This is a genomic window from Pseudomonas sp. GW821-FHT11G12, assembly GCF_058808055.1.
In genome coordinates, this window is sequence record NZ_JBXARH010000008.1 from 303,971 (window position 1) to 324,659 (window position 20,689).

Annotated in this window: 22 protein-coding genes; 15 read left to right on the plus strand and 7 right to left on the minus strand. The window is 59.7% G+C overall.

The genetic code is table 11. The features are described from left to right. Nucleotides 1-47: 47 nt before the first annotated feature. On the minus strand, nt 48-491 hold the full coding sequence (gene dksA, locus AC1RR7_RS22985; RefSeq protein WP_085712147.1) for an RNA polymerase-binding protein DksA: 444 nt from the start codon (nt 489-491) through the stop codon (nt 48-50). 333 nt (nt 492-824) lie between these two features. Between dksA and AC1RR7_RS22990 the strand changes: the two genes are divergently transcribed. Beyond that, nucleotides 825-1,997, plus strand: a complete 1,173-nt coding sequence (locus AC1RR7_RS22990; RefSeq protein WP_102621080.1) for a pyridoxal phosphate-dependent aminotransferase — start codon at nt 825-827, stop codon at nt 1,995-1,997. Further along, nucleotides 1,997-2,710, plus strand: a complete 714-nt coding sequence (gene sfsA, locus AC1RR7_RS22995) for a DNA/RNA nuclease SfsA (protein ID WP_096820911.1) — start codon at nt 1,997-1,999, stop codon at nt 2,708-2,710. The genes AC1RR7_RS22990 and sfsA overlap by 1 nt, the downstream gene beginning before the upstream one ends. On the opposite strand, the gene AC1RR7_RS23000 is transcribed toward sfsA, so the two are convergent. After that, nucleotides 2,707-3,024: a Rieske (2Fe-2S) protein gene (locus AC1RR7_RS23000; RefSeq protein WP_102621079.1), complete on the minus strand. Its 318-nt coding sequence runs from the start codon at nt 3,022-3,024 to the stop codon at nt 2,707-2,709. The genes sfsA and AC1RR7_RS23000 overlap by 4 nt on opposite strands. A 162-nt stretch (nt 3,025-3,186) precedes the next feature. On the opposite strand from AC1RR7_RS23000, the gene AC1RR7_RS23005 reads away from it, so the two are divergent. Genes AC1RR7_RS23005 through AC1RR7_RS23020 form a run of 4 tightly spaced genes read left to right on the plus strand, consistent with a single transcriptional unit; the run spans nt 3,187 to nt 6,730 of the window. Next, complete coding sequence (locus tag AC1RR7_RS23005; protein ID WP_102621078.1) at nt 3,187-4,059, plus strand: heme/hemin ABC transporter substrate-binding protein; 873 nt, start codon at nt 3,187-3,189, stop codon at nt 4,057-4,059. A gap of 50 nt (nt 4,060-4,109) precedes the next feature. Next, entirely contained in the window at nt 4,110-5,093 is a 984-nt protein-coding gene (locus AC1RR7_RS23010) for a FecCD family ABC transporter permease (RefSeq protein WP_173861358.1), read from the plus strand. Beyond that, entirely contained in the window at nt 5,093-5,860 is a 768-nt protein-coding gene (locus AC1RR7_RS23015; protein WP_102621076.1) for a heme ABC transporter ATP-binding protein, read from the plus strand. Before AC1RR7_RS23010 ends, AC1RR7_RS23015 begins: the two co-directional genes overlap by 1 nt. Before the next feature lie 21 nt (nt 5,861-5,881). After that, nucleotides 5,882-6,730, plus strand: a complete 849-nt coding sequence (locus AC1RR7_RS23020; RefSeq protein ID WP_102621075.1) for a ChaN family lipoprotein — start codon at nt 5,882-5,884, stop codon at nt 6,728-6,730. Between the two features lie 228 nt (nt 6,731-6,958). Here AC1RR7_RS23020 and AC1RR7_RS23025 read toward each other — a convergent pair whose 3' ends face one another. The 4 genes from AC1RR7_RS23025 to AC1RR7_RS23040 form a co-directional block, all read right to left on the minus strand. Then, nucleotides 6,959-7,750, minus strand: coding sequence for a Crp/Fnr family transcriptional regulator (locus AC1RR7_RS23025; protein ID WP_493158487.1), 792 nt, complete (start codon nt 7,748-7,750; stop codon nt 6,959-6,961). A gap of 15 nt (nt 7,751-7,765) precedes the next feature. Further along, entirely contained in the window at nt 7,766-8,038 is a 273-nt protein-coding gene (locus AC1RR7_RS23030) for a TfoX/Sxy family protein (RefSeq protein WP_003228231.1), read from the minus strand. Nucleotides 8,039-8,258: 220 nt separating this feature from the next. Beyond that, nucleotides 8,259-8,603 carry a pentapeptide repeat-containing protein gene (locus AC1RR7_RS23035; protein ID WP_096820917.1) on the minus strand — a complete coding sequence of 115 codons (345 nt, stop codon included), beginning with the start codon at nt 8,601-8,603 and terminating at the stop codon, nt 8,259-8,261. A gap of 91 nt (nt 8,604-8,694) precedes the next feature. Beyond that, nucleotides 8,695-10,251, minus strand: coding sequence for a bifunctional aminoglycoside phosphotransferase/ATP-binding protein (locus tag AC1RR7_RS23040; RefSeq protein WP_102621073.1), 1,557 nt, complete (start codon nt 10,249-10,251; stop codon nt 8,695-8,697). A gap of 117 nt (nt 10,252-10,368) precedes the next feature. Here AC1RR7_RS23040 and mrcB point away from each other — a divergent pair, with 117 nt between their 5' ends. The 3 genes from mrcB to AC1RR7_RS23055 are packed head-to-tail and all read left to right on the plus strand — an operon-like array spanning nt 10,369 to nt 13,794. Further along, nucleotides 10,369-12,693 carry a penicillin-binding protein 1B gene (mrcB, locus tag AC1RR7_RS23045; RefSeq protein ID WP_102621072.1) on the plus strand — a complete coding sequence of 775 codons (2,325 nt, stop codon included), beginning with the start codon at nt 10,369-10,371 and terminating at the stop codon, nt 12,691-12,693. A 16-nt stretch (nt 12,694-12,709) separates the two neighbouring features. Further along, nucleotides 12,710-13,459: a tetratricopeptide repeat protein gene (locus tag AC1RR7_RS23050; protein ID WP_102621071.1), complete on the plus strand. Its 750-nt coding sequence runs from the start codon at nt 12,710-12,712 to the stop codon at nt 13,457-13,459. Continuing rightward, complete coding sequence (locus AC1RR7_RS23055; RefSeq protein WP_249483681.1) at nt 13,459-13,794, plus strand: YqcC family protein; 336 nt, start codon at nt 13,459-13,461, stop codon at nt 13,792-13,794. Before AC1RR7_RS23050 ends, AC1RR7_RS23055 begins: the two co-directional genes overlap by 1 nt. An 18-nt stretch (nt 13,795-13,812) precedes the next feature. Here the strand turns inward: AC1RR7_RS23055 and AC1RR7_RS23060 are convergent, their stop codons facing one another. Beyond that, nucleotides 13,813-14,229 (minus strand): DUF4124 domain-containing protein, encoded by a 417-nt coding sequence (locus AC1RR7_RS23060; protein WP_493158490.1) that lies wholly within the window; start codon nt 14,227-14,229, stop codon nt 13,813-13,815. A 400-nt stretch (nt 14,230-14,629) separates the two neighbouring features. On the opposite strand from AC1RR7_RS23060, the gene AC1RR7_RS23065 reads away from it, so the two are divergent. The 6 genes from AC1RR7_RS23065 to msrQ all read left to right on the plus strand — a co-directional run bounded on the left by AC1RR7_RS23065 (nt 14,630) and on the right by msrQ (nt 20,618). After that, nucleotides 14,630-16,354 carry an acetolactate synthase 3 large subunit gene (locus AC1RR7_RS23065; protein WP_096820933.1) on the plus strand — a complete coding sequence of 575 codons (1,725 nt, stop codon included), beginning with the start codon at nt 14,630-14,632 and terminating at the stop codon, nt 16,352-16,354. Nucleotides 16,355-16,356: 2 nt separating this feature from the next. Further along, nucleotides 16,357-16,848 (plus strand): acetolactate synthase small subunit, encoded by a 492-nt coding sequence (gene ilvN / locus AC1RR7_RS23070; protein ID WP_003205610.1) that lies wholly within the window; start codon nt 16,357-16,359, stop codon nt 16,846-16,848. Nucleotides 16,849-16,896: 48 nt separating this feature from the next. Continuing rightward, nucleotides 16,897-17,913, plus strand: coding sequence for a ketol-acid reductoisomerase (ilvC, locus tag AC1RR7_RS23075; RefSeq protein WP_003228216.1), 1,017 nt, complete (start codon nt 16,897-16,899; stop codon nt 17,911-17,913). Nucleotides 17,914-18,060: 147 nt separating this feature from the next. Beyond that, nucleotides 18,061-18,918, plus strand: a complete 858-nt coding sequence (gene pssA / locus AC1RR7_RS23080) for a CDP-diacylglycerol--serine O-phosphatidyltransferase (protein ID WP_085712132.1) — start codon at nt 18,061-18,063, stop codon at nt 18,916-18,918. A gap of 63 nt (nt 18,919-18,981) precedes the next feature. Beyond that, nucleotides 18,982-19,995, plus strand: coding sequence for a protein-methionine-sulfoxide reductase catalytic subunit MsrP (gene msrP, locus AC1RR7_RS23085; RefSeq protein ID WP_493158492.1), 1,014 nt, complete (start codon nt 18,982-18,984; stop codon nt 19,993-19,995). Next, complete coding sequence (gene msrQ / locus AC1RR7_RS23090; protein WP_192559000.1) at nt 19,995-20,618, plus strand: protein-methionine-sulfoxide reductase heme-binding subunit MsrQ; 624 nt, start codon at nt 19,995-19,997, stop codon at nt 20,616-20,618. The genes msrP and msrQ overlap by 1 nt, the downstream gene beginning before the upstream one ends. Nucleotides 20,619-20,689: the final 71 nt, after the last annotated feature.

A 20,689-nucleotide genomic window follows, 5' to 3' on the forward strand; every position in this document is an offset into this window, starting at 1 on the left:
AACAAAAACGGAGCGTTCGCACGCTCCGTTTCTCGTTCAGGTCGGGATTACTTGCCGACCTGCTTTTCCTTGATTTCCGCAAGGTTCTTGCAGTCGACGCACATGTCGGCAGTTGGGCGGGCTTCGAGGCGCTTGACGCCGATCTCGATGCCGCAGGAATCACACCAGCCGTACTCTTCGTCTTCGATCAGTTGCAGCGTCTTGTCGATCTTCTTGATCAATTTGCGCTCGCGGTCGCGGGCACGCAGCTCAAGGGCGAATTCTTCTTCCTGGCTGGCACGGTCGGCCGGATCAGGGAAGTTGGCTGCTTCGTCTTTCATGTGATCAACAGTGCGGTCGACTTCCTGCATCAAGTCCAGTTTCCACTTGGTCAGGATCTTGGTGAAGTGCGCGCGCATGGGCTTGCCCATGTACTCTTCGCCTTCGGCCGGAACGTAAGGTTCGAAACCGCTGATCGCCTGTTGCTGCTGTTGCTTTGCTTGGGTGGGCATGAAATGGACCGCCTCTACTCTTGTAATCCATTGCGCAGGATTGCTCCATCACCGACACCTGCCGGCCCTGCGGCTGCAAGCGGGCGAACTTACCAGATCAATTCGGCCCGCGCTACTCCCGGATGTCGAGCCCGCGGCCGGTGGTGCTTGCAAATGTTTGCCAAGCCATGTCTGGTGGTGCTGGAGACCTGACAATCAATCATTTTAGTCAATCCTGGAGCGTACGCTCGGGTCGTTACAGTCCAGTGTTCTTGAGGCTGTGACCGCTACGGGTTCTCGCTCGTTCCGGCAGATGGGTAGAATCGTTTCTTTTCCCTCGTTGAAGGAAGGCCAATGGCTCAGCCCTACAGTGCGCGCAGTCGTGCGATCGAACCGTTCCATGTGATGGCGTTGCTGGCGCGGGCCAATGAATTGCAGGCTGACGGCCACGACGTGATCCACCTGGAAATCGGCGAACCGGACTTCACGACCGCCGAACCGATCATCCGCGCCGGCCAGGCCGCGCTGACGGCGGGGAAAACCCGTTACACCGCCGCCCGCGGCATTCCTGAGCTGCGCGAGGCGATTTCCGGTTTCTACCAGACCCGCTATGGCCTGAATATTGATCCGCGACGGATTCTGATCACGCCGGGCGGCTCCGGGGCGCTGCTGCTGGCCAGCGCGTTGCTGGTGGATCCGGGCAAGCACTGGTTGCTGGCCGATCCCGGTTATCCGTGCAACCGGCACTTTCTGCGCCTGGTTGAAGGCGCGGCGCAACTGGTTCCTGTCGGCCCGGATGTACGCTATCAACTGACGCCTGATCTGGTGGAGCGCCACTGGGATCACGACAGTGTCGGCGCACTGGTCGCCTCGCCGGCCAACCCGACCGGCACGATTTTGACCCGCGATGAGCTTTCGGGGTTATCCACAGCTATCAAGGCGCGGCACGGGCATCTGGTGGTGGACGAGATCTACCACGGCCTGACTTATGGCACCGATGCTGCCAGCGTGCTGGAAGTCGATGACAGTGCGTTTGTCCTCAACAGTTTCTCCAAATATTTCGGCATGACCGGTTGGCGTCTCGGCTGGCTGGTGGCGCCGGATGCGGCGGTCAGCGAACTGGAAAAGCTCGCGCAGAATCTCTACATCAGTGCGCCGAGCATGGCCCAATATGCGGCGCTGGCCTGTTTCGAGCCGGAGACCATTGCGATCCTCGAGGAGCGCCGCGCCGAATTCGGCCGTCGTCGCGATTTCCTGCTGCCCGCACTGCGGGAGCTGGGCTTCAATATCGCCGTGGAGCCGGAAGGCGCGTTCTACTTGTATGCCGATATCAGCCAGTTCGGCGGTGATGCCTTCGCGTTCTGCCGTCACTTCCTTGAAACCGAACATGTGGCGTTCACCCCGGGCCTGGATTTCGGTCGCTATCAGGCCAGTCATCACGTGCGCTTTGCCTACACGCAAAACCTTCCTCGCCTACAGGAGGCGGTGGAGCGCATCGCCCGTGGCTTGAAGAGCTGGCAAGGCTGATGCGCTTTCATCCTCCTCTTGAAGAAGGCCGGTTGATCCGCCGTTACAAGCGCTTTCTCGCCGACATCGAAACCGTTGGCGGCGAATTGCTGACGATTCATTGCCCGAACACCGGTTCGATGCTCAATTGTCAGGTCGAGGGAGGTCAGGTCTGGTTCAGCCGCTCCAATGACCCCAAGCGCAAGCTGCCCGGCACCTGGGAAATTGGCGAAACCCCGCAGGGCCGGTTGTTCTGTGTGAACACCGGGCGCGCCAACACGCTGGTCGAAGAAGCGTTGCAGGCCGGTGTCATCAGCGAGTTGAACGGTTTTACCGCGCTGAAACGCGAAGTGGCCTACGGACAGGAAAAAAGCCGTATCGACTTTCGCCTCGAATACCCGACAGGGCCGGCGTACGTGGAAGTGAAAAGTGTCACGCTGGGTTTTGACGGTACGGCGGTGGCGGCCTTTCCCGATGCGGTGACAGAGCGCGGCGCCAAACACTTGCGTGAACTTGCGCATCTGGCCCGCGACGGGATTCGGGCGGTGCAGTTGTACTGCGTGAACCTGACCGGCATCGAGGCGGTGCGCCCAGCCGTGGAAATCGATTCGGCCTACGCCGATGCCTTGCGTGAGGCGGTGGCGTCCGGGGTCGAGGTGCTGGCTTATGGTGTGCGGTTAAATCATGAGGAAATGTTGATCGATCGTCGGCTGGACGTATTGCTCGACGGTTAAACGTCGACCCACAGCCCTTGTGCGTCCTCACGGCAATCGATGACCGTCAGCGATTGCCCGGCGCAGGGGCCCGCCACGCATTCACCGTCCTCGATCAGAAACAGTGCGCCATGAGTGGCGCACTGGATCAGGCTGTTGCTCGGGTCGAGAAACTGGTCGGGTTGCCATTCGAGCCCGACGCCCCGGTGCGGGCAACGGTTGAGGTAGACGTACGCCTGGCCGGCCCGGCGTACGGCGAACAGTTTTTTACCATCGATCTCGAAACCGCGGCTGGCGGCCTCGGCCAGATCGGCGCCCGTGCACAGAAACTTCATGGCTATCCTCAAGTGTCAGCTCATGTCCGGATATGTCCGAGCTTGACGTTTAAATGCAAACAATTATCAAATGGCCGCCTTCGCCCGCTGCGCGGTGACCGCTGCCGAGGATACTTGGCCTGCCGTCCCGATGCCCGGGAAAATCCTTCAAGGAAGCTGTCTATGCGCCTGAGTACCCGCGTTGCCGTGCTGTGTGTCGGACTTTTTGTCAGCCACCAGGCTGCAGCGGCCCAATTGCCGCAACGTTGGGTCAGTGCCGGCGGTGCCTTGTCGGAGTGGGTGAGTGCGTTGGGCGGCGAGGCGAAACTGGTGGGCGTCGACACCACCAGCCAGCATCCCGAATCCCTCAAGTCGCTGCCGAGCATTGGTTACCAGCGCAGTCTGTCGGCGGAAGGCATCCTCAGCCTGCGTCCGGACATCCTGATCGGCACTGAGGAAATGGGCCCGCCTCCGGTGATCACGCAGGTTCGCGGTGCCAAGGTGCAGGTGGAATTGTTCTCCGCTCAGCCGGACCTGCCGACGCTGGAGAAAAACGTCACCCATCTGGGTCAGTTGCTGGGCGCCGAGACTCAGGCGACGCAACTGCTGCAAAGTTATCAACAGCAACTTGATGCACAGAAGGCGCGGGTGGTTGCGGTGCAGTCAAAACACAAGGCTCCCGGTGTGTTGTTGCTGCTCGGGCATGCCGGCGGCAAACCATTGATTGCCGGCAAGGACACCGCCGCCGATTGGCTGCTGCAACAGGCGGGCGGGCACAACCTGGCCACTCACACCGGTTACAAACCGTTTTCCGTGGAGTCCCTGGCCGGGCTCGACCCCGAAGTGTTGGTGTTTGCTGACCGCGCACTGACCGGCGAAGCGGCGAAAGCGGCGCTGTTCAAGGAGAACCCGATCCTCAATTCCAGCCGTGCGGCCAAGTCCGGACGCGTGCTGGAGCTGGACCCGACGCTGCTGGTCGGCGGGCTCGGGCCGCGTTTGCCGGGAGCGCTGAAAACCCTGTCTGACGGTTTCTACCCGACCCAGAGCGGCCAATGACCACGCTGGTCAAACCCCGTGGCTTGTTCATCGGCCTGATCCTGCTGTGTCTGTTGGCGATCTGGCTGTCGCTGGCCTTGGGGCCGGTCAGCCTGCCGCTGTTCGATACCTTGCGGGCTGCCTTGCGCATGATCGGCGTGCCGCTGGCGCCGGACGGGCTGGAGCAGGCTGAACTGATTCTCGGGCAGATTCGCCTGCCGAGGACTTTGCTCGGACTGGCCGTCGGCGGCGTACTGGCGTTGTCCGGCGTGGCGATGCAGGGGTTGTTTCGTAATCCGTTGGCCGATCCTGGGTTGGTCGGTGTGTCCAGCGGTGCTGCGCTGGGCGCGGCAGTGGCGATTGTCGGCGGTTCGCTTTTCGGCGGTTTGCCGGAGTGGTTCGGGCCGTATCTGCTGTCTGTGTGTGCATTTCTCGGTGGTCTTGGTGTGACGGCGCTGGTCTACCGGCTCGGCCGTCGCAACGGGCAGACCAATGTCGCGACCATGTTGCTGGCAGGCATCGCCCTGACTGCGCTCGCCAGTTCTGCTGTGGGGCTTTTTACCTATCTGGCGGACGACGCGACCCTGCGAACCCTGACTTTCTGGAACCTTGGCAGCCTCAACGGCGCGAGTTATGCGCGGTTGTGGCCGTTGCTGATCATCAGCGCCGGTGTCGCACTTTGGCTTCCTCGCCGGGCGAAGGCACTCAATGCGTTGTTGCTCGGGGAGTCGGAAGCCGGACATCTGGGGATCGATGTCGAGCGACTCAAGCGTGAGCTGGTGTTCTGCACCGCGCTGGGTGTCGGGGCTGCAGTGGCGGCGGCCGGGATGATCGGATTTGTCGGGCTGGTGGTGCCGCATCTGGTGCGTTTGCTCGCCGGGCCAGATCATCGCGTGCTGTTGCCGGCTTCGGTGCTGGCCGGTGCCAGTCTGTTGTTGCTGGCGGATCTGGTGGCGCGGCTGGCGCTGGCGCCGGCAGAGTTGCCGATTGGCATTGTCACTGCATTTATCGGCGCGCCGTTCTTCCTTTATCTGCTGCTGCGAGGACGTGCCTGATGTTGCGTGCGCACAATCTGCACATCCGTCGTGGCCGCAAGACGGTATTGGCTGACGTCAATCTGCAACTGGAGTCGGGTGAAGTGCTCGGTGTACTCGGCCCCAATGGCGCCGGCAAAAGCACTTTGCTCGGGGCATTGTGCGGGGAACTGACGGCCAGTGAAGGCAGCGTTTCTCTCGACGGCGAAGCCTTGAGCCATTGGAGTGGCAGTCAGCGCGCTCAGCGGCTGGCGGTATTGCCCCAGGTGTCGACGCTGGATTTTGCCTTTCGCGTCGAAGAAGTGGTCGGGATGGGGCGTTTGCCGTATCAGACCGGCAGAGTGCGCGACGACGAGATTGTTACCGCCGCGTTGCTGGCAGCGGATGCCGGTCATCTGAGCGGACGCAGTTATCTGGCGTTGTCCGGTGGCGAGCGCCAGCGGGTGCATCTGGCCCGCGTGCTGGCGCAGTTGTGGCCGGGGCAGGCCGGGCAGACCTTGTTGCTGGATGAGCCGACTTCGATGCTCGATCCACTGCATCAACACACCACCCTTCAAGCCGTGCGTGAGTTTGCCGATCGTGGCGCTGCAGTGATGGTGATCCTGCATGATCTGAACCTGGCGGCGCGCTATTGTGATCGCATTCTGCTGCTTGAAGGCGGGCGCCCGGTGGCGCTGGACACGCCGCAGCAAGTGTTGCGTCCGGAGTCGCTCAAGGCCGTGTTCGGTCTGGAGGTTTTGGTGCAGTCACACCCGGAGCGCGGGCATCCGCTGATCATCGCCCGCTGATTTCGTCATCGAGGTGAAAGCATGCGTGGGATTTTGCTGTTTGCGGTGTTGTTGCTTGGCGGTTGCCAACATGTCGCTCCGCCACCGGTCACTGGCGAGATTCGCGACCTGCGCAGCGGAACACTGATTACCCCGCACGAGTTGCTGACGCGTCTGGGCAAGCCGGCACGGGTGATCGTCGGTGAGCAACATGACAACGCCGATCATCATGCTGTGCAATTGTGGCTGTTGCAGACGCTGGGCGAAGCGCGTCCCCAGGGCAGTCTCCTGCTTGAAATGCTGACACCCGATCAACAATCGCGGGTTGATGACGTACACCATTCCGCAAAGCCTCCTATTGATCTCCCGGTCGAGCTGGCGTGGCAGGACGGTTGGGACTGGAAACTCTACGGACCGATTGTGCGGTTTGCTTTCACGCAACCGTATCCACTGTTGGCGGCCAATCTCGATAACATTGAAATTCGTGCGTTCTATCGCGACCCTCCGGTATTGAAGGGGGATCGCAGCAACGCCGAGTCGGTGAAAAACGAGCTGGCCGGGCAGATCAACGATTCTCACTGCGGCTTGCTGCCCCAATCGCAAATGCCGGCGATGCTGGCGGTGCAGCAGCAACGGGATCGGCGGATGGCTTCACGATTGATGGCGGCGCCTGCGCCGGCGTTGTTGTTCGCTGGTGCGTTCCATGCGCGCAAGGATGTTGGTGTGCCGCTGCATGTGCTGGATCTGGGCGCGCCCGAAGCGCCGACGGTGCTGATGCTGGCGGAGCAGGGCAGCGAGGTCACGGCGGCCATGGCCGATTATGTCTGGTTCACGCCGGCCACACCGAAACCGGATTACTGCGCCGAGATGCGTAAACAGTTCGGCCAATGACTTTCTTGCAGGCAAAAAAAGACCCGGTAAAAAACCGGGTCAAATAACCGTGATTAGCCTGATGAGGAGATAATCTGAGAGTCCGAACCAAGGGCTTTTCAGAATATCGACTGATCTCGCGACCAGTTGTGATAATCATAGCGATTCTCATTAACAAGTCAACGTGTGTTTTTCCATTTCTTCGATTTTGTTTGGGGAATGGCTGAAAAGCCCTGCAAACACTGGGCTTCAGACTGGACGGTCAAGTGCCGTGAGCTGCCTGTTGAGCTGGTCGATGCGTCGCGCCATGCTTTCGATCAGGCTGTGGGCGATTTTCGGATTGCTGCGGGTCATGCTCAAAAACTGATCGCCTGGAATCAGCATCACCGTGCTCGGCTCGCAGGTAACGACGGTAGCGTTGCGCGGTTCGCCGGTGAATATCGCCATGGCGCCGAAAATCTCGTCCTTTGGCACTTCCCCAACCTTGTGCCCGTCGACGAATGCCTGCGCGTGTCCCTCGATGATCACGAACACGTGATCGGCGGGGTCGCCCTCGCGGATCAACACTTCTCCGGCCTCGACCCGTTTGAAGCCATTGGTGCTGCGAAACTCCCGTGGCTTCAGCTCAGCAACCGCATGGGCCAGGAGCGCCATTTGCCCGAGCAGATAGTGCAGAAATTGCTCCGAACGGGCCGGTTCTGAATACACATGCTGAAATAAATCGCGTCGACGGTAGGGCAGCAGGCTCAACGGTCCTTCCGAACGCAGGATGCAATCCGTCCAGTCCGGGCTTTGCTGCAGACCGATCAGATCACCTTCCTGCCAGTAGAAAAGCGCCCGGCCACCGAACTGGCCGTTGATGATGCCCTCTGTCAGTAAAAACAGCTGATCACCCGGCAACTGCGCCATCAGATCATCCGTGGCCTCCAGTTCCAGCACGGGCCCGCACGGTTCAAGGTCCCGCAGAAATTGACCGGGCAGGTTCTGCAAGCGGTTAATCATCACTTCGGCCGGCGCCGATTGTTCCCCGAGCAGATACATGAAGGTGGGTGCCCGTCAGTTCTTGTGGCGAGAGGAAATGGCTTCGAGCTGTTTGTTCAGAGCGTCCTTGCGTTCGGCGGGGATGTCGTTCCAGTGCACATCCATCAGCGCCCCTTCGATCGCATACAACAACACCTTCGACGCCCGGAACCCGCGCGTGCGCACGGCCCGATAGGCATCCACGGCGCCCAGGCGACGCAGATCCGAGGCGCTGTGGATGCCCACGGCATGCAGCCATTGCGCCGACGTCTTGCCAAGATTCTTCAGGTGTTGCAGTTCATCATTCATCAAGCCTCCTTGCGACGGCCGAATGGTGCGTGGGCGAGCTTCTCAGGAGTGTAGCCATCAGTAGGAAAAGCGTGGTTGTTTGGTCGGATTCGACGCAAACGCTTCTAAGAAAGGTCAGGTTTTCGCTGATGAATCAGGATGGGGAGGGCGTGGGAAAAGCACGAATAGCACGCAGTCCAGCGCAAAGCGGGGGCGCTGGACGGGTCAGCCTCTCGGTGGCTTAGCGAGTGCGATAGCGCAGGCGTGTACCGAAGTTCATCGACATCAGGATTTCGTCTGCACTCAGTTCCGGCGGGAAGTAAGCGCCGGAAATCTGCGCGTGGGCCAGGCTCGCACCTTCCAGCGCCGCATTGCGAAAGTCGATGCCGCGCAGATCAGCGGAACGGAAGTAGGCGTCCCGGAAATCCACGCCATCGGCGTTCAGTTCACGCAGGTCGAGGCCGCGAAAATCACCGCCGACCATATCGATCGGACCGTCTTTCGGACGTTCTTTGTTGAAACCGGTTATGTCGTCTTTGTGCAGCAAGGCATAAAGCGGGGTGTCGAGAAGTTTCGGCTGGCTCATGTCAGATCACCTGTTGGTTTTATGACGCCAGTATAGTGCCACTATTTGACGGCCGTGAAGCGAGCGAGGGCTTCACGGCCGAAATAGTTTCTTACAGACCTGGCAGGCGCTGGCGGATTTGCGCCACGACAGTATCCAGGGTTCCGGACTCATTGGTCTGCACGCGCTTGCTGCGCAGAATTTCGTCCGGGGTCAGCGCTTCACGATTGGCTTGTTGCGCTTCGATCACAGCCAGCGTGGCGTCGGACGGATCCTTTTTGTCTGCCTGACGCAGGGCCAGCCAGCTCTCGATCACCGCTTGTGGCGCGTTGCAGTCGAGGATCAGGAACGGCGCGCCAGTGGCCTCGGCGACCTTGGCTGCGCTGTCACGTTGTTCGCGCTTGAGGTAAGTGGCATCGATCACTACCGGGAAACCGGCGTGCAGGATCACTTCGGCGATTTCATGCAGGCGAGCATAAGTCGCTGTGCTGGCGTCGGCGCTGTAAATCCCGGCCTGAACATCATTGGCAACGGTTTGCTCGCCGAACAGACGCTTGCGTTCAACATCGGAACGCAGGCGAATTGCGCCCAGCGCCTCGACCAGACGCATGGCTACGTGGCTTTTGCCTACAGCGGATACGCCGTGGGTGATCGCCATGAAGCGCGAAGGAATGGTGCTGTAGCTTTCCGCCAGGTTGGCGTAGTTGCGGTACTGGCGCAGGGTGGTGGCGCGCTGCACCGGGGTTGCGTCGGCCGGCATGCTGAACAGCGCAACTTTCGCGCGAACCAATGCGCGGTAAGCCTTGTAGAAGTTCAGTACTTCCAGGCCCTGATAGTCGCCGGTCAGCTCCAGGTATTGGCTGATGAAACGACGGGCCAGGGATTTCAGGCCGCGGTCTTCCAGGTCCATCGCCAGGAAACCGGTGTCGGCCCAAACGTCGGTGAAACGGAACGGTTCGTTGAATTCGATGCAGTCGAAGATCACCACTTTGCCGTCGATCAGCGTGGCGTTGCCCAGGTGAATGTCACCGTGGCATTCGCGGGTGAAACCTTGTGCCTTGCGCTGGGCGAACAGTGGCTTCAAGCGTTCGAAGCTGCTTTCGGCCCAGGCTTGCAGGGCATCCAGTTGCAGCAGATCGGCCTTGTCACTGAGGAACGGCAGGATTTGTTCGAAGTTCTGGCGAACCGGCGCCATCACGCTTTCAGGCGTGCCGGCATCGTGCTCGGCCGGGACTATCGGCGCGCTGAGGTGGAAGCGAGCAATCTGCTCGGCCATTTCGTCGATGTGTGTGGTGGTCAGCTCGCCATTGGCTTGCAGGGTGCTCAACAGGCCGGTCTGCGGGAACTGGCGCATTTTCAGCACGTATTCGATGGCCGGGCCTTCGCCACCCAGTTGCGGGGCTTCGACAGTGCCGGTGACTGGAATCACTTCCAGATACAAATCGTCGGTCAGGCGCTGGTTGAGGCGCAGCTCTTCGCCGCAGAAATGCTCGCGGGATTCGAGGCTGGTGAAGTCGAGAAAGCCGAAGTTCACCGGCTTCTTCACTTTATAAGCGTAAGGACCAGTGAGCAGGACCCACGAGATATGGGTTTCGATGACCTGAAACCCTTCGACAGGGTGCGCAAACAGGGCCGGGTTTTGCAGGGCGGCGATCAGGGACTGGCTCACAGGCGATCCTTCAGAGACTGGGGAAATTCGAGGTCGCCATTATGGCCGCTCGCCAGCCCGACGCAAACCTCGGAGCGCTCCTGTTGAGTATGAATAAAGTGCGTATAATCCGCCGCCATGACTCGTACTCGATCCCCCCGCACCCCTAAAAAACCACCTTCCCGGGGCCTGCGCCCATGGTTGGGCTGGGCCCTTAAACTCAGTCTGGTCGGCCTTGTGGTGCTGGCTGGCTTCGCCGTTTACCTCGATGCCGTGGTGCAGGAGAAATTCTCCGGCAAGCGCTGGACCATCCCGGCCAAGGTATACGCGCGTCCGCTCGAGCTGTTCGTCGGACAGAAACTGAGCAAGGACGATTTCCTCACCGAACTCGACGCCCTGGGCTATCGCCGCGAAGCCGTGAGCAATGGCCCCGGCGCTGCAGCCGTCAACGGCAATACCGTCGATCTGAACACCCGTGGCTTCCAGTTCTATGAAGGCCTCGAGAAACCGCAGCCGGTGCGCGTGCGTTTCTCCGGTGATTACGTGGCCGAGCTTTCGGCGACCAACGGTTCGAAGTTGTCGGTGGTGCGCCTGGAGCCGCTGATGATCGGCGGGATTTACCCGAAAAACCTTGAAGACCGGATTCTGATCAAGCTCGATCAGGTGCCGCCGTACCTGCTGGAAACCCTGGTCGCGGTGGAAGACCGCGATTACTACAGTCACTGGGGTGTGTCGCCGAAGTCGATTGCCCGGGCGATCTGGGTCAACACCTCTGGCGGCAAGATGACTCAGGGCGGCAGTACGCTGACCCAGCAACTGGTCAAGAACTTCTACCTCACCAACGAACGCAGCCTGACCCGCAAGCTCACCGAAGCGATGATGGCGCTGTTGCTCGAGGTGCATTACGACAAGAAGGAAATTCTTGAGGCCTACCTCAATGAAGTCTTCGTCGGTCAGGACGGTCAGCGTGCGGTACACGGTTTCGGCCTGGCCAGCCAGTTCTTCTTCGGTCAGCCATTGTCCGAGCTGAAACTGCATCAGGTCGCGCTGTTGGTCGGCATGGTCAAGGGCCCTTCCTATTACAACCCGCGTCGCAACCCGGAGCGGGCGCTGGAGCGACGCAACCTGGTGCTCGACGTGCTTGAGCAACAGGGCGTCGCCACTGCCGAGCAGGTCGAAGCCGCGAAGAAAATGCCGCTGGGCGTGACCTCGCGCGGCAAGCTGGCCGACAGCTCGTTCCCGGGCTTCATCGATCTGGTCAAACGCCAGTTGCGTGAAGACTACCGCGACGAAGACTTGACCGAGGAAGGTCTGCGGATCTTCACCAGTTTCGACCCGATCCTGCAGATGAAAGCCGAAGCTTCGGTCAACGACACCTTCAAGCGTCTTTCCGGCCGCAAGGGTTCCGATGACGTGGAAGCGGCGATGGTCGTGACCAATCCGGAAACCGGCGAAGTCCAGGCGATGATCGGCAGCCGTCAGGCCAGTTACGCCGGGTTCAACCGGGCACTGGATGCTGTGCGGCCGATTGGCTCGCTGGTCAAGCCAGCGGTTTATCTGACGGCACTGGAGAAACCGAGCCAGTACACGCTGACCAGTTGGCTGTCGGACGATCCGCTTTCCATCAAGGGCGCGGATGGCCAGGTCTGGAAACCGCAGAACTATGATCGCCGCTCCCACGGTACGGTGTTCCTCTATCAAGGGCTGGCGCACTCCTACAACCTGTCGACCTCGCGTCTCGGGCTGGCGGTGGGTGTTCCGAACGTCCTCAAGACCATCGGGCGCCTGGGCGTAACCCGTGAGTTCCCGGCGTTCCCGTCGATGCTGCTGGGTGCCGGTGGCATGACGCCGATCGAAGTGGCGACCATGTACCAGACCCTCGCCAACGGTGGTTTCAACACGCCGATGCGCGGGATTCGCAGCGTGCTGACCGCCGAGGGCGAGCCGCTCAAGCGTTATCCGTTCCAGATCGAGCAGCGTTTCGATCCGGCCTCGATCTACCTGATCCAGAACGCCATGCAGCGCGTCATGCGTGAAGGTACCGGCAGCTCGGTCTACAACGTGCTGCCCAAGACCCTGACACTGGCCGGCAAGACCGGTACCAGTAACGATTCGCGCGACAGCTGGTTCGCCGGTTTTAGTCAGGATCTGCTGGCAGTGGTCTGGCTCGGTCGCGACGATAACGGCAAGACGCCGTTCACCGGTGCTACCGGTGCGTTGCAGGTCTGGACCAGTTTCATGCGCAAGGCCGATCCGCTGCCGCTGGACATGCCGCAGCCGGACAACGTGGTTCAGGCGTGGGTCGATTCGCGTACCGGCCAGGGCTCTGATGCCAACTGTCCGGGCGCCGTGCAGATGCCGTATATTCGCGGCAGCGAACCGCCACCCGGTGCCTCCTGCGCAGGCGAAAGCCCGGCCTCGAGCGAGTCGGTGATGGATTGGGTCAAGGGCTGGATGAATTAAGCGAAGAGGGTTTCAAGTGAACAAGTGGTTGATTCCAGCGGTGACCGCCGTGGCTTTGCTCAGCGGCTGCTCCACCGTACAGCGTGGTTCGATCCCGGTTGTCGATTCGGGCACGGCTGTGTCCAACAGTGAACGCATTTCGGCCAATGGTGGCTTCCGGCAGACGACGGTGAAACGTCCTGTGCAGGGCCAGACTCAGGCTATCCCGCAGGGCGATACCGGTGTGGTGGTGATGGTGCCGGGTGGCGCTGCGACGTCGACGCCGATCAGCAGCTCGCCGATCGTTCCGGGTCCGGCGTCCGGTGGTATCACCGCGGGGCCATACAACCCTTCGCCGGTCGAATCGGCACCGATCAGCTCCGGCAGCTACAGCATGCCTTCGACGCCTAGCGGCATTCCATCGGCCAGCAGCAGCGGCGGCGGTCTGTCTGCCGACGAGCAACTGGACGGTCCGGTGCTCGCCTTGTTGACTACCGCGCAGCAACAGCAGGCCGGTGGCGATCTGAACGGTGCGTCCTCCAGCCTTGAGCGCGCTCAGCGTGTTGCCCCGCGTGAGCCACAAGTGCTTTACCGTCTGGCGCAGGTGCGCATGGCTCAGGGCGATGCCCCGCAAGCCGAGCAAACTGCCCGCCGCGCGCTGACCATGGCCAACGGTCGTCCGGACTTGCAGGCCAGCCTGTGGGAACTGATTGCCCAGGCTCGCGAAAAACAGGGTGATTCCGCCGGCGCCGCACTGGCCCGTCAGAAGGCCAAGGTTTCGCTGTGATGGACGCGCGTTTCTCGAAAGTTGCCGATCAACTGCTGTTGATCGAGCGCGAACTGCGCGCCCAGGGCTGGTGGGATGACGTCCAGCCTTCGGCTGAAGCCTTGAGCAGTGTCGAGCCGTTCTCGGTCGACACGCTCGATTTCGAGCAGTGGCTGCAATGGATCTTCCTGCCGCGGATGAAGATGATCCTCGAACAGGACCTGCCATTGCCCAACGCCTCGGGCATTCAGGAAATGGCCGAAATGGTCTTCGCCCAACGCAATCTGCAGGGCAAGGATCGGCAGTTGCAGGTATTGCTCAAAGAGTTCGACCTGCTGATCACTGCTTCGCGCTGAACGGCCGACTGCCAGTGATCACTGGCAGTTCTCGGCAATCTGCTTCTGCGTCTCTGCGATACGCTCCTGACGTTGCGTATCGCTCAGCCGCCGCAATTCCCCCTCGGTCTCTTCCCTCAAGCGCGGATTGTTCTGTAACTGCGCCAGGTTCGTGCGAGCCTGTTCGCAGAAGGTCTTGAGCTGAGCCTGTTGCTCGGCGACCTGGTTCCTGACCTTGTCGTCGATGGCTTTCTGATCGCCCAACGCGCCGCTGCCGGACATCGCGGTGGGGCGCGGAGCAGGCGAGGGCGGCGTTTGCACTGTGGTCGCCGTTTGACCTTGTGGCGGCTGCGCATCGAAATGCGTGACACCTTGAGCATCGACCCATTTGTAGATCTGACCGGCCATGCACCAGGTGCTGAGGCCGATCAGCAGGATGACGAGGAGCGTTCGCATGCTGATTCCTTGGCAAAATTGCGCAATTGACGCTAACAGAGTAGCGCTTTTCAGGTTTTTTCTTGCGTTCTCATGTGCTTACCCACAATTAAGCACATTGACGGCTTGACTTGGAGAGGGCGAAACAGAAGAATCCAAAGTCCGCTGTACAGGGACTGCCAGAAGCAGACCCTCTCGGCAGATCATGAGGCGCATATCCGCGTCGACCTGTTACACCCGCAACGCGTTACCTCGCGCTGGGTGGGAAAGGCCCGCAACACTTGGGACGATCCCAATACTTGCTCAGTCAGTGCTGACGTAGTCGGCGACCACCGTCGCTCATGCTCTGCCGAGAAGTAAACCTATTAAGACCCGTTCGCTTTTTTGTGGACGGTATTCTGGCGTTTTAGAGGTGAACAACGTGGAGCTTTTATCTGGCGGTGAGATGCTCGTCCGCTTCTTGCGTGACGAAGGCGTCAAATATATCTACGGGTACCCGGGTGGTGCTCTTCTTCATGTTTACGATGCCCTGTTCAAAGAACCGGAAGTGACCCACATCCTGGTTCGTCACGAACAAGCGGCTACCCATATGGCTGACGGCTACGCCCGTGCCACCGGTAAAGCCGGTGTGGTACTGGTGACTTCCGGTCCAGGCGCCACAAACGCCATCACCGGTATTGCCACGGCCTACATGGACTCGATTCCGATGGTGATCATTTCCGGTCAGGTGCCAAGCACCATGGTCGGCACCGACGCGTTCCAGGAAACCGACATGATCGGTATCTCCCGGCCGATCGTGAAGCACAGCTTCATGATCAAGCACGCGTCCGAAATCCCGGAAGTCATGAAGAAAGCCTTCTACCTGGCGCAATCCGGTCGTCCGGGCCCGGTCGTGGTCGATATCCCGAAAGACATGACCAATCCGGCCGAGAAGTTCGAATACATCTTCCCGAAGAAAGCCAAACTGCGTTCCTACAGCCCGGCCGTTCGCGGTCACTCCGGGCAAATCCGCAAGGCAGCAGAAATGCTCCTGGCGGCCAAGCGTCCCGTGCTGTACTCCGGCGGTGGCGTGATTCTCGGCAACGGCTCCGCGCCGCTGACCGAACTGGCGCAAATGCTCAACCTGCCGGTCACCAATACCTTGATGGGCCTGGGTGGCTACCCTGGCACTGACCGTCAGTTCATCGGCATGCTCGGCATGCACGGCAGCTACACCGCGAACCTGGCGATGCACCATGCTGATGTGATCCTGGCGGTCGGTGCGCGTTTCGACGATCGCGTGATCAACGGCGCGCCGAAGTTCTGCCCGAACGCCAAGATCATCCACATCGACATCGACCCGGCTTCGATTTCCAAGACCATCAAGGCTGACGTGCCAATCGTTGGCCCGGTGGAGAGCGTCCTGACCGAAATGGTCGCGATCCTCAAGGAAATCGGCGAAACCCCGAACAAGGAAGCGGTCGCCAGCTGGTGGAAGCAAGTTGACGAGTGGCGCGGTGATCGCGGCCTGTTCCCTTACGACAAGGGCGACGGCAGCAAGATCAAGCCGCAGACCGTGATCGAAACCCTGTGCGAAGTGACCAAGGGCGATGCCTTTGTGACCTCCGACGTGGGCCAGCACCAGATGTTTGCTGCGCAGTACTACAAGTTCAACAAGCCGAACCGCTGGATCAACTCTGGTGGTCTGGGCACGATGGGCTTCGGTCTGCCGGCCGCGATGGGTATCGCCTTGAGCTTCCCTGAGTCTGACGTTGCGTGCGTCACCGGTGAAGGCAGCATCCAGATGAACATCCAGGAGCTGTCGACCTGCCTGCAATACGGTTTGCCGGTCAAGATCGTGATCTTGAACAACGGTGTACTGGGCATGGTTCGTCAGTGGCAAGACATGAGTTACGGCAGCCGTCACTCGCACTCCTACATGGAATCGCTGCCTGATTTCGTCAAGCTGGCCGAGGCCTATGGTCACGTCGGCGTGCGCATCACCGAATCGAAAGATTTGAAGTCGAAGATGGAAGAAGCGTTCGCCCTGAAGGATCGCCTGGTGGTGCTCGACATTTCGGTCGACACCAGCGAGCACGTCTACCCGATGCAGATCAAAGACGGCTCCATGCGCGATATGTGGCTGAGCAAGACGGAGCGTACCTAATCATGCGGCACATTATTTCCTTGCTTCTGGAAAACGAACCCGGTGCTTTGTCTCGCGTAGTCGGCCTGTTCTCGCAGCGCAACTACAACATTGAAAGCCTGACCGTGGCGCCGACCGAAGACCCGACTCTGTCGCGTCTGACGCTGACCACTGTCGGCCACGATGAAATCATCGAGCAGATCACCAAAAACCTGAACAAGCTGATCGAAGTGGTCAAGCTGGTGGACCTGTCGGAAAGTGCTCACATCGAGCGCGAACTGATGCTGGTCAAGGTCAAGGCCACTGGCGCCCAGCGCGCCGAGATCAAACGCACCACCGATATTTACCGTGGACAGATCGTCGACGTCAGCGCCAGCGTGTATACCGTTCAACTGACCGGTACCAGCGACAAGCTCGACAGCTTCATTCAGTCCATCGGCACCGCATCGATTCTGGAAACCGTCCGTAGTGGCGTCACCGGTATTGCCCGCGGCGACAAAGTACTCAGCATCTAAACCAAATTAGCGAATGGCCTGAACGGCCTGGATATAAAGGGGAAATTCATGAAAGTTTTCTACGATAAAGACTGCGACCTGTCGATCATCCAGGGCAAGAAAGTTGCCATCATCGGTTACGGCTCTCAGGGCCACGCTCAAGCGTGCAACCTGAAAGACTCCGGTGTCGACGTTACCGTCGGTCTGCGTAAAGGTTCGGCTACCGTTGCCAAGGCTGAAGCCCACGGCCTGAAAGTGACTGATGTTGCTTCCGCCGTTGCTGCTGCCGACCTGGTCATGATCCTGACCCCGGACGAGTTCCAGTCTTCCCTGTACAAGAACGAAATCGAGCCGAACATCAAGAAAGGCGCCACCCTGGCCTTCTCCCACGGCTTCGCGATCCACTACAACCAGGTTGTTCCGCGTGCCGACCTCGACGTGATCATGATCGCGCCGAAAGCCCCGGGCCACACCGTACGTTCCGAGTTCGTGAAAGGCGGCGGTATCCCTGACCTGATCGCGATCTACCAGGACGCCTCGGGCAACGCCAAGAACGTTGCTCTGTCCTACGCCGCCGGTGTTGGTGGCGGTCGTACCGGCATCATCGAAACCACCTTCAAGGACGAGACCGAAACCGACCTGTTCGGCGAACAAGCCGTTCTGTGCGGCGGTACCGTTGAACTGGTAAAAGCCGGTTTCGAAACCCTGGTTGAAGCTGGCTACGCGCCGGAAATGGCCTACTTCGAGTGCCTGCACGAGCTGAAACTGATCGTTGACCTCATGTACGAAGGCGGTATCGCCAACATGAACTACTCGATCTCCAACAACGCTGAGTACGGCGAGTACGTGACTGGCCCGGAAGTGATCAACGCCGAGTCACGTCAGGCCATGCGCAACGCCCTGAAACGTATTCAGGACGGCGAATACGCCAAAATGTTCATCAGCGAAGGCGCAACCGGCTACCCTTCGATGACCGCCAAGCGTCGTAACAACGCCGCTCACGGTATCGAAATCATCGGCGAGCAACTGCGCTCCATGATGCCGTGGATCGGTGCCAACAAGATCGTCGACAAAGCCAAAAACTAAGTCGTCGACCCTTGTATGAAAAAACGCGGCCTCGGCCGCGTTTTTTCGTATGGGCGGGCGGTTCTGGTATAAAGCTGCATCGTTTGTGGCCGAACCGTCGTCCCAGACACCTGTCGAAAATGTCCAATCCGTTGCAAGGTAATGTCCATGAGCGAACGTCCCGAAGAGCCGAACCAGGCTTCAGACGCCGAAAGCCTGCTGCCCATCGATGAGCATGTCGAAGAAGGGCATGACGCAGAAGGTCGTAAAGTCCGGCATCGTGGTATCTATCTTTTGCCGAATCTGTTCACCACTGCGAACCTGTTTGCAGGGTTCTATTCCATCATCAATTCGATGAGCGCCCAGGCTGCGTTGAGCGCCGGGGACTCGGCGAATGCGAGCAAGTACTTCGCCTTCGCGGCTATCGCGATTTTTGTCGCCATGGTGCTCGATGGTCTCGACGGCCGTGTGGCACGCATGACCAATACCCAAAGTGCATTCGGTGCCGAGTACGACTCGCTGTCGGACATGGTTGCGTTTGGCGTCGCGCCGGCATTGCTGGCATTCGGTTGGGCCTTGGGTGACATGGGCAAGGTCGGCTGGATGGTCGCCTTCATCTATGTGGCCGGCGCAGCGTTGCGTCTGGCGCGCTTCAATACTCAGGTGGGCACCGCAGACAAGCGCTACTTCATCGGTCTGGCCAGTCCGGCAGCTGCCGGTGTGGTCGCGGGGATTGTCTGGGCGTTCAGCGATTACGGGATCCAGGGTTCGAAGATGTCGTTCCTGGTTGCACTGATGGTCGCGGCCGCCGGTATGCTGATGGTCAGCAACATCAAGTACAACAGCTTCAAGGAGCTGGACCTGAAAGGGCGCGTACCATTCGTGGCGATCCTGGCGGTGGTGCTGGTGTTCGCCGTGGTGTTCAGTGATCCTCCGCGTATTCTGCTGTTGGTGTTCCTTGCCTATGCGGCCTCGGGCCCTGTGCAGTACCTGTTGCATCTTCGTCGCCACAAAAACGTCGAGTGATGTAATTTCCCTCATACTCCGCAGTCTATGGGTGCATCTGTCCTCCAAAACTGCGGAGTTGTCATGCTGATCAAAATCCCCAAAGCGTCCGACTGCCACGAGTCGGACGTCACGCCTGAATCCATTTATCTCTCTCGCCGGCAATTGCTCGGAGCGACTGCGGCCGGTCTGGCCATGAGCAGTCTGCCGCGCTGGGCCAGTGCTGAAGAGGCCGCCCGTTATGCCGATGTCGAGTCTGGCAATGCGCCCGCCTGGTTTACCGAGAAGCAGCCTTCTATTAAATGGGGCGCCGTGAACGTCAAGGATGAGGCGATCACGCCCTATAAGGACGCGACCCACTACAACAACTTCTATGAGTTCGGTACCGACAAGGGGGATCCGGCGGCGAATGCCGGATCGCTGAAGACCGAACCCTGGAGTGTGGTGGTGGACGGGGAGGTGGGGAAACCGGGGCGCTATGCACTGGAAGACTTCATGAAGCCTTATCAGTTGGAGGAGCGCATCTATCGCCTGCGTTGTGTCGAGGCGTGGTCGATGGTCATCCCCTGGATCGGTTTCCCTGTTTCGGCGCTGCTCAAGCAGGTGGAGCCGACGTCCAACGCCAAATACATTCGTTTTGAAACCTTGCAGGATCCGAAGAGTATGCCCGGACAGCGGTCGGGATTTGCCCTGATCGACTGGCCTTATATAGAAGGCTTGCGTCTGGATGAGGCGATGAATCCATTGGCGATCCTGGCAGTGGGCATGTACGGCCGTGAATTGCCGAATCAGAACGGCGCGCCGTTGCGTTTGGTGGTGCCATGGAAGTATGGCTTCAAGAGTGTCAAATCCATCGTGCGGATCAGTCTGGTTAGTGAGCAGCCAAAGACGACCTGGCAAAGCATTGCAGCGGACGAGTATGGGTTTTATGCCAATGTGAACCCGACGGTTGATCACCCTCGCTGGACTCAGGCCCGGGAACGGCGCCTTCCTAATAGTCTGTTCAAGCCGAATGTACGTGATACGCAGATGTTCAACGGCTACTCGGACGAAGTCGCTTCTTTATATACAGGGCTCGATCTGCGGAAGAATTACTGATGCGATATCCGTTCTGGCGTGTGGGCGTTTTTATTGCGGCGGCTATCTGGCCGTTGTGGTGGTTCTATCAGGCCTTTGAGGATCTGCTCGGGCCAGACCCCGGAAAAGTCCTGGTTGATCGACTTGGGCTCGGGACATTGGTATTGCTGTTGATCACTTTGAGCATGACGCCGCTGCAGAAGCTTACGGGGTGGGCAGGGTGGATCGCTGTGCGCCGGCAGTTGGGGCTCTGGTGTTTTGCGTATGTGGTTTTGCATTTATGCAGCTATATGGCGTTCATCCTGGGTTTCGACTGGTCGCAGCTGGGCGTCGAGTTGCGCAAGCGTCCGTACATTATTGTCGGCACGCTTGGGTTTCTGGGGTTGCTGGCGTTGGCGGTGACGTCCAATCGTTATAGCCAGCGTCGTCTGGGCGCGCGCTGGAAGAAGTTGCACCGGCTGGCGTATGTGATTCTCGGGTTGGGATTGCTGCATATGCTGTGGATTGTGCGCGCCGATCTTAAAGAGTGGGCGGTCTATGCCTCTATAGGTGGGCTGCTTCTTGTGCTGCGACTGCCGCCGGTAGCCCGCCGAATCCCGCGTTTGCCGGGTAAAAGGCAGGTTTTGCAAGAAAAGCGTAATTAAGGGTTGACGGCAGATTCTGGAGGCCTATAATTCGCCCCACTTCCGGCGCAGTCGAAACGGAAAACTCCTTG

Coding starts and splice junctions, on each gene's coding strand:
- AC1RR7_RS23035 (WP_096820917.1), bottom strand. CDS start 8,603: ATGAGCCAGCCGAAACTTCTCGACACCCCGCTTTATGCCTTGCTGCAC.
- pssA (WP_085712132.1), top strand. CDS start 18,061: ATGAGCGAACGTCCCGAAGAGCCGAACCAGGCTTCAGACGCCGAAAGC.
- AC1RR7_RS23015 (WP_102621076.1), top strand. CDS start 5,093: ATGTTGCGTGCGCACAATCTGCACATCCGTCGTGGCCGCAAGACGGTA.
- AC1RR7_RS22990 (WP_102621080.1), top strand. CDS start 825: ATGGCTCAGCCCTACAGTGCGCGCAGTCGTGCGATCGAACCGTTCCAT.
- AC1RR7_RS23060 (WP_493158490.1), bottom strand. CDS start 14,229: ATGCGAACGCTCCTCGTCATCCTGCTGATCGGCCTCAGCACCTGGTGC.
- AC1RR7_RS23000 (WP_102621079.1), bottom strand. CDS start 3,024: ATGAAGTTTCTGTGCACGGGCGCCGATCTGGCCGAGGCCGCCAGCCGC.
- msrP (WP_493158492.1), top strand. CDS start 18,982: ATGCTGATCAAAATCCCCAAAGCGTCCGACTGCCACGAGTCGGACGTC.
- mrcB (WP_102621072.1), top strand. CDS start 10,369: ATGACTCGTACTCGATCCCCCCGCACCCCTAAAAAACCACCTTCCCGG.
- sfsA (WP_096820911.1), top strand. CDS start 1,997: ATGCGCTTTCATCCTCCTCTTGAAGAAGGCCGGTTGATCCGCCGTTAC.
- ilvN (WP_003205610.1), top strand. CDS start 16,357: ATGCGGCACATTATTTCCTTGCTTCTGGAAAACGAACCCGGTGCTTTG.
- AC1RR7_RS23030 (WP_003228231.1), bottom strand. CDS start 8,038: ATGAATGATGAACTGCAACACCTGAAGAATCTTGGCAAGACGTCGGCG.
- msrQ (WP_192559000.1), top strand. CDS start 19,995: ATGCGATATCCGTTCTGGCGTGTGGGCGTTTTTATTGCGGCGGCTATC.
- AC1RR7_RS23005 (WP_102621078.1), top strand. CDS start 3,187: ATGCGCCTGAGTACCCGCGTTGCCGTGCTGTGTGTCGGACTTTTTGTC.
- ilvC (WP_003228216.1), top strand. CDS start 16,897: ATGAAAGTTTTCTACGATAAAGACTGCGACCTGTCGATCATCCAGGGC.
- AC1RR7_RS23055 (WP_249483681.1), top strand. CDS start 13,459: ATGGACGCGCGTTTCTCGAAAGTTGCCGATCAACTGCTGTTGATCGAG.
- AC1RR7_RS23025 (WP_493158487.1), bottom strand. CDS start 7,750: ATGTATCTGCTCGGGGAACAATCGGCGCCGGCCGAAGTGATGATTAAC.
- AC1RR7_RS23020 (WP_102621075.1), top strand. CDS start 5,882: ATGCGTGGGATTTTGCTGTTTGCGGTGTTGTTGCTTGGCGGTTGCCAA.
- dksA (WP_085712147.1), bottom strand. CDS start 491: ATGCCCACCCAAGCAAAGCAACAGCAGCAACAGGCGATCAGCGGTTTC.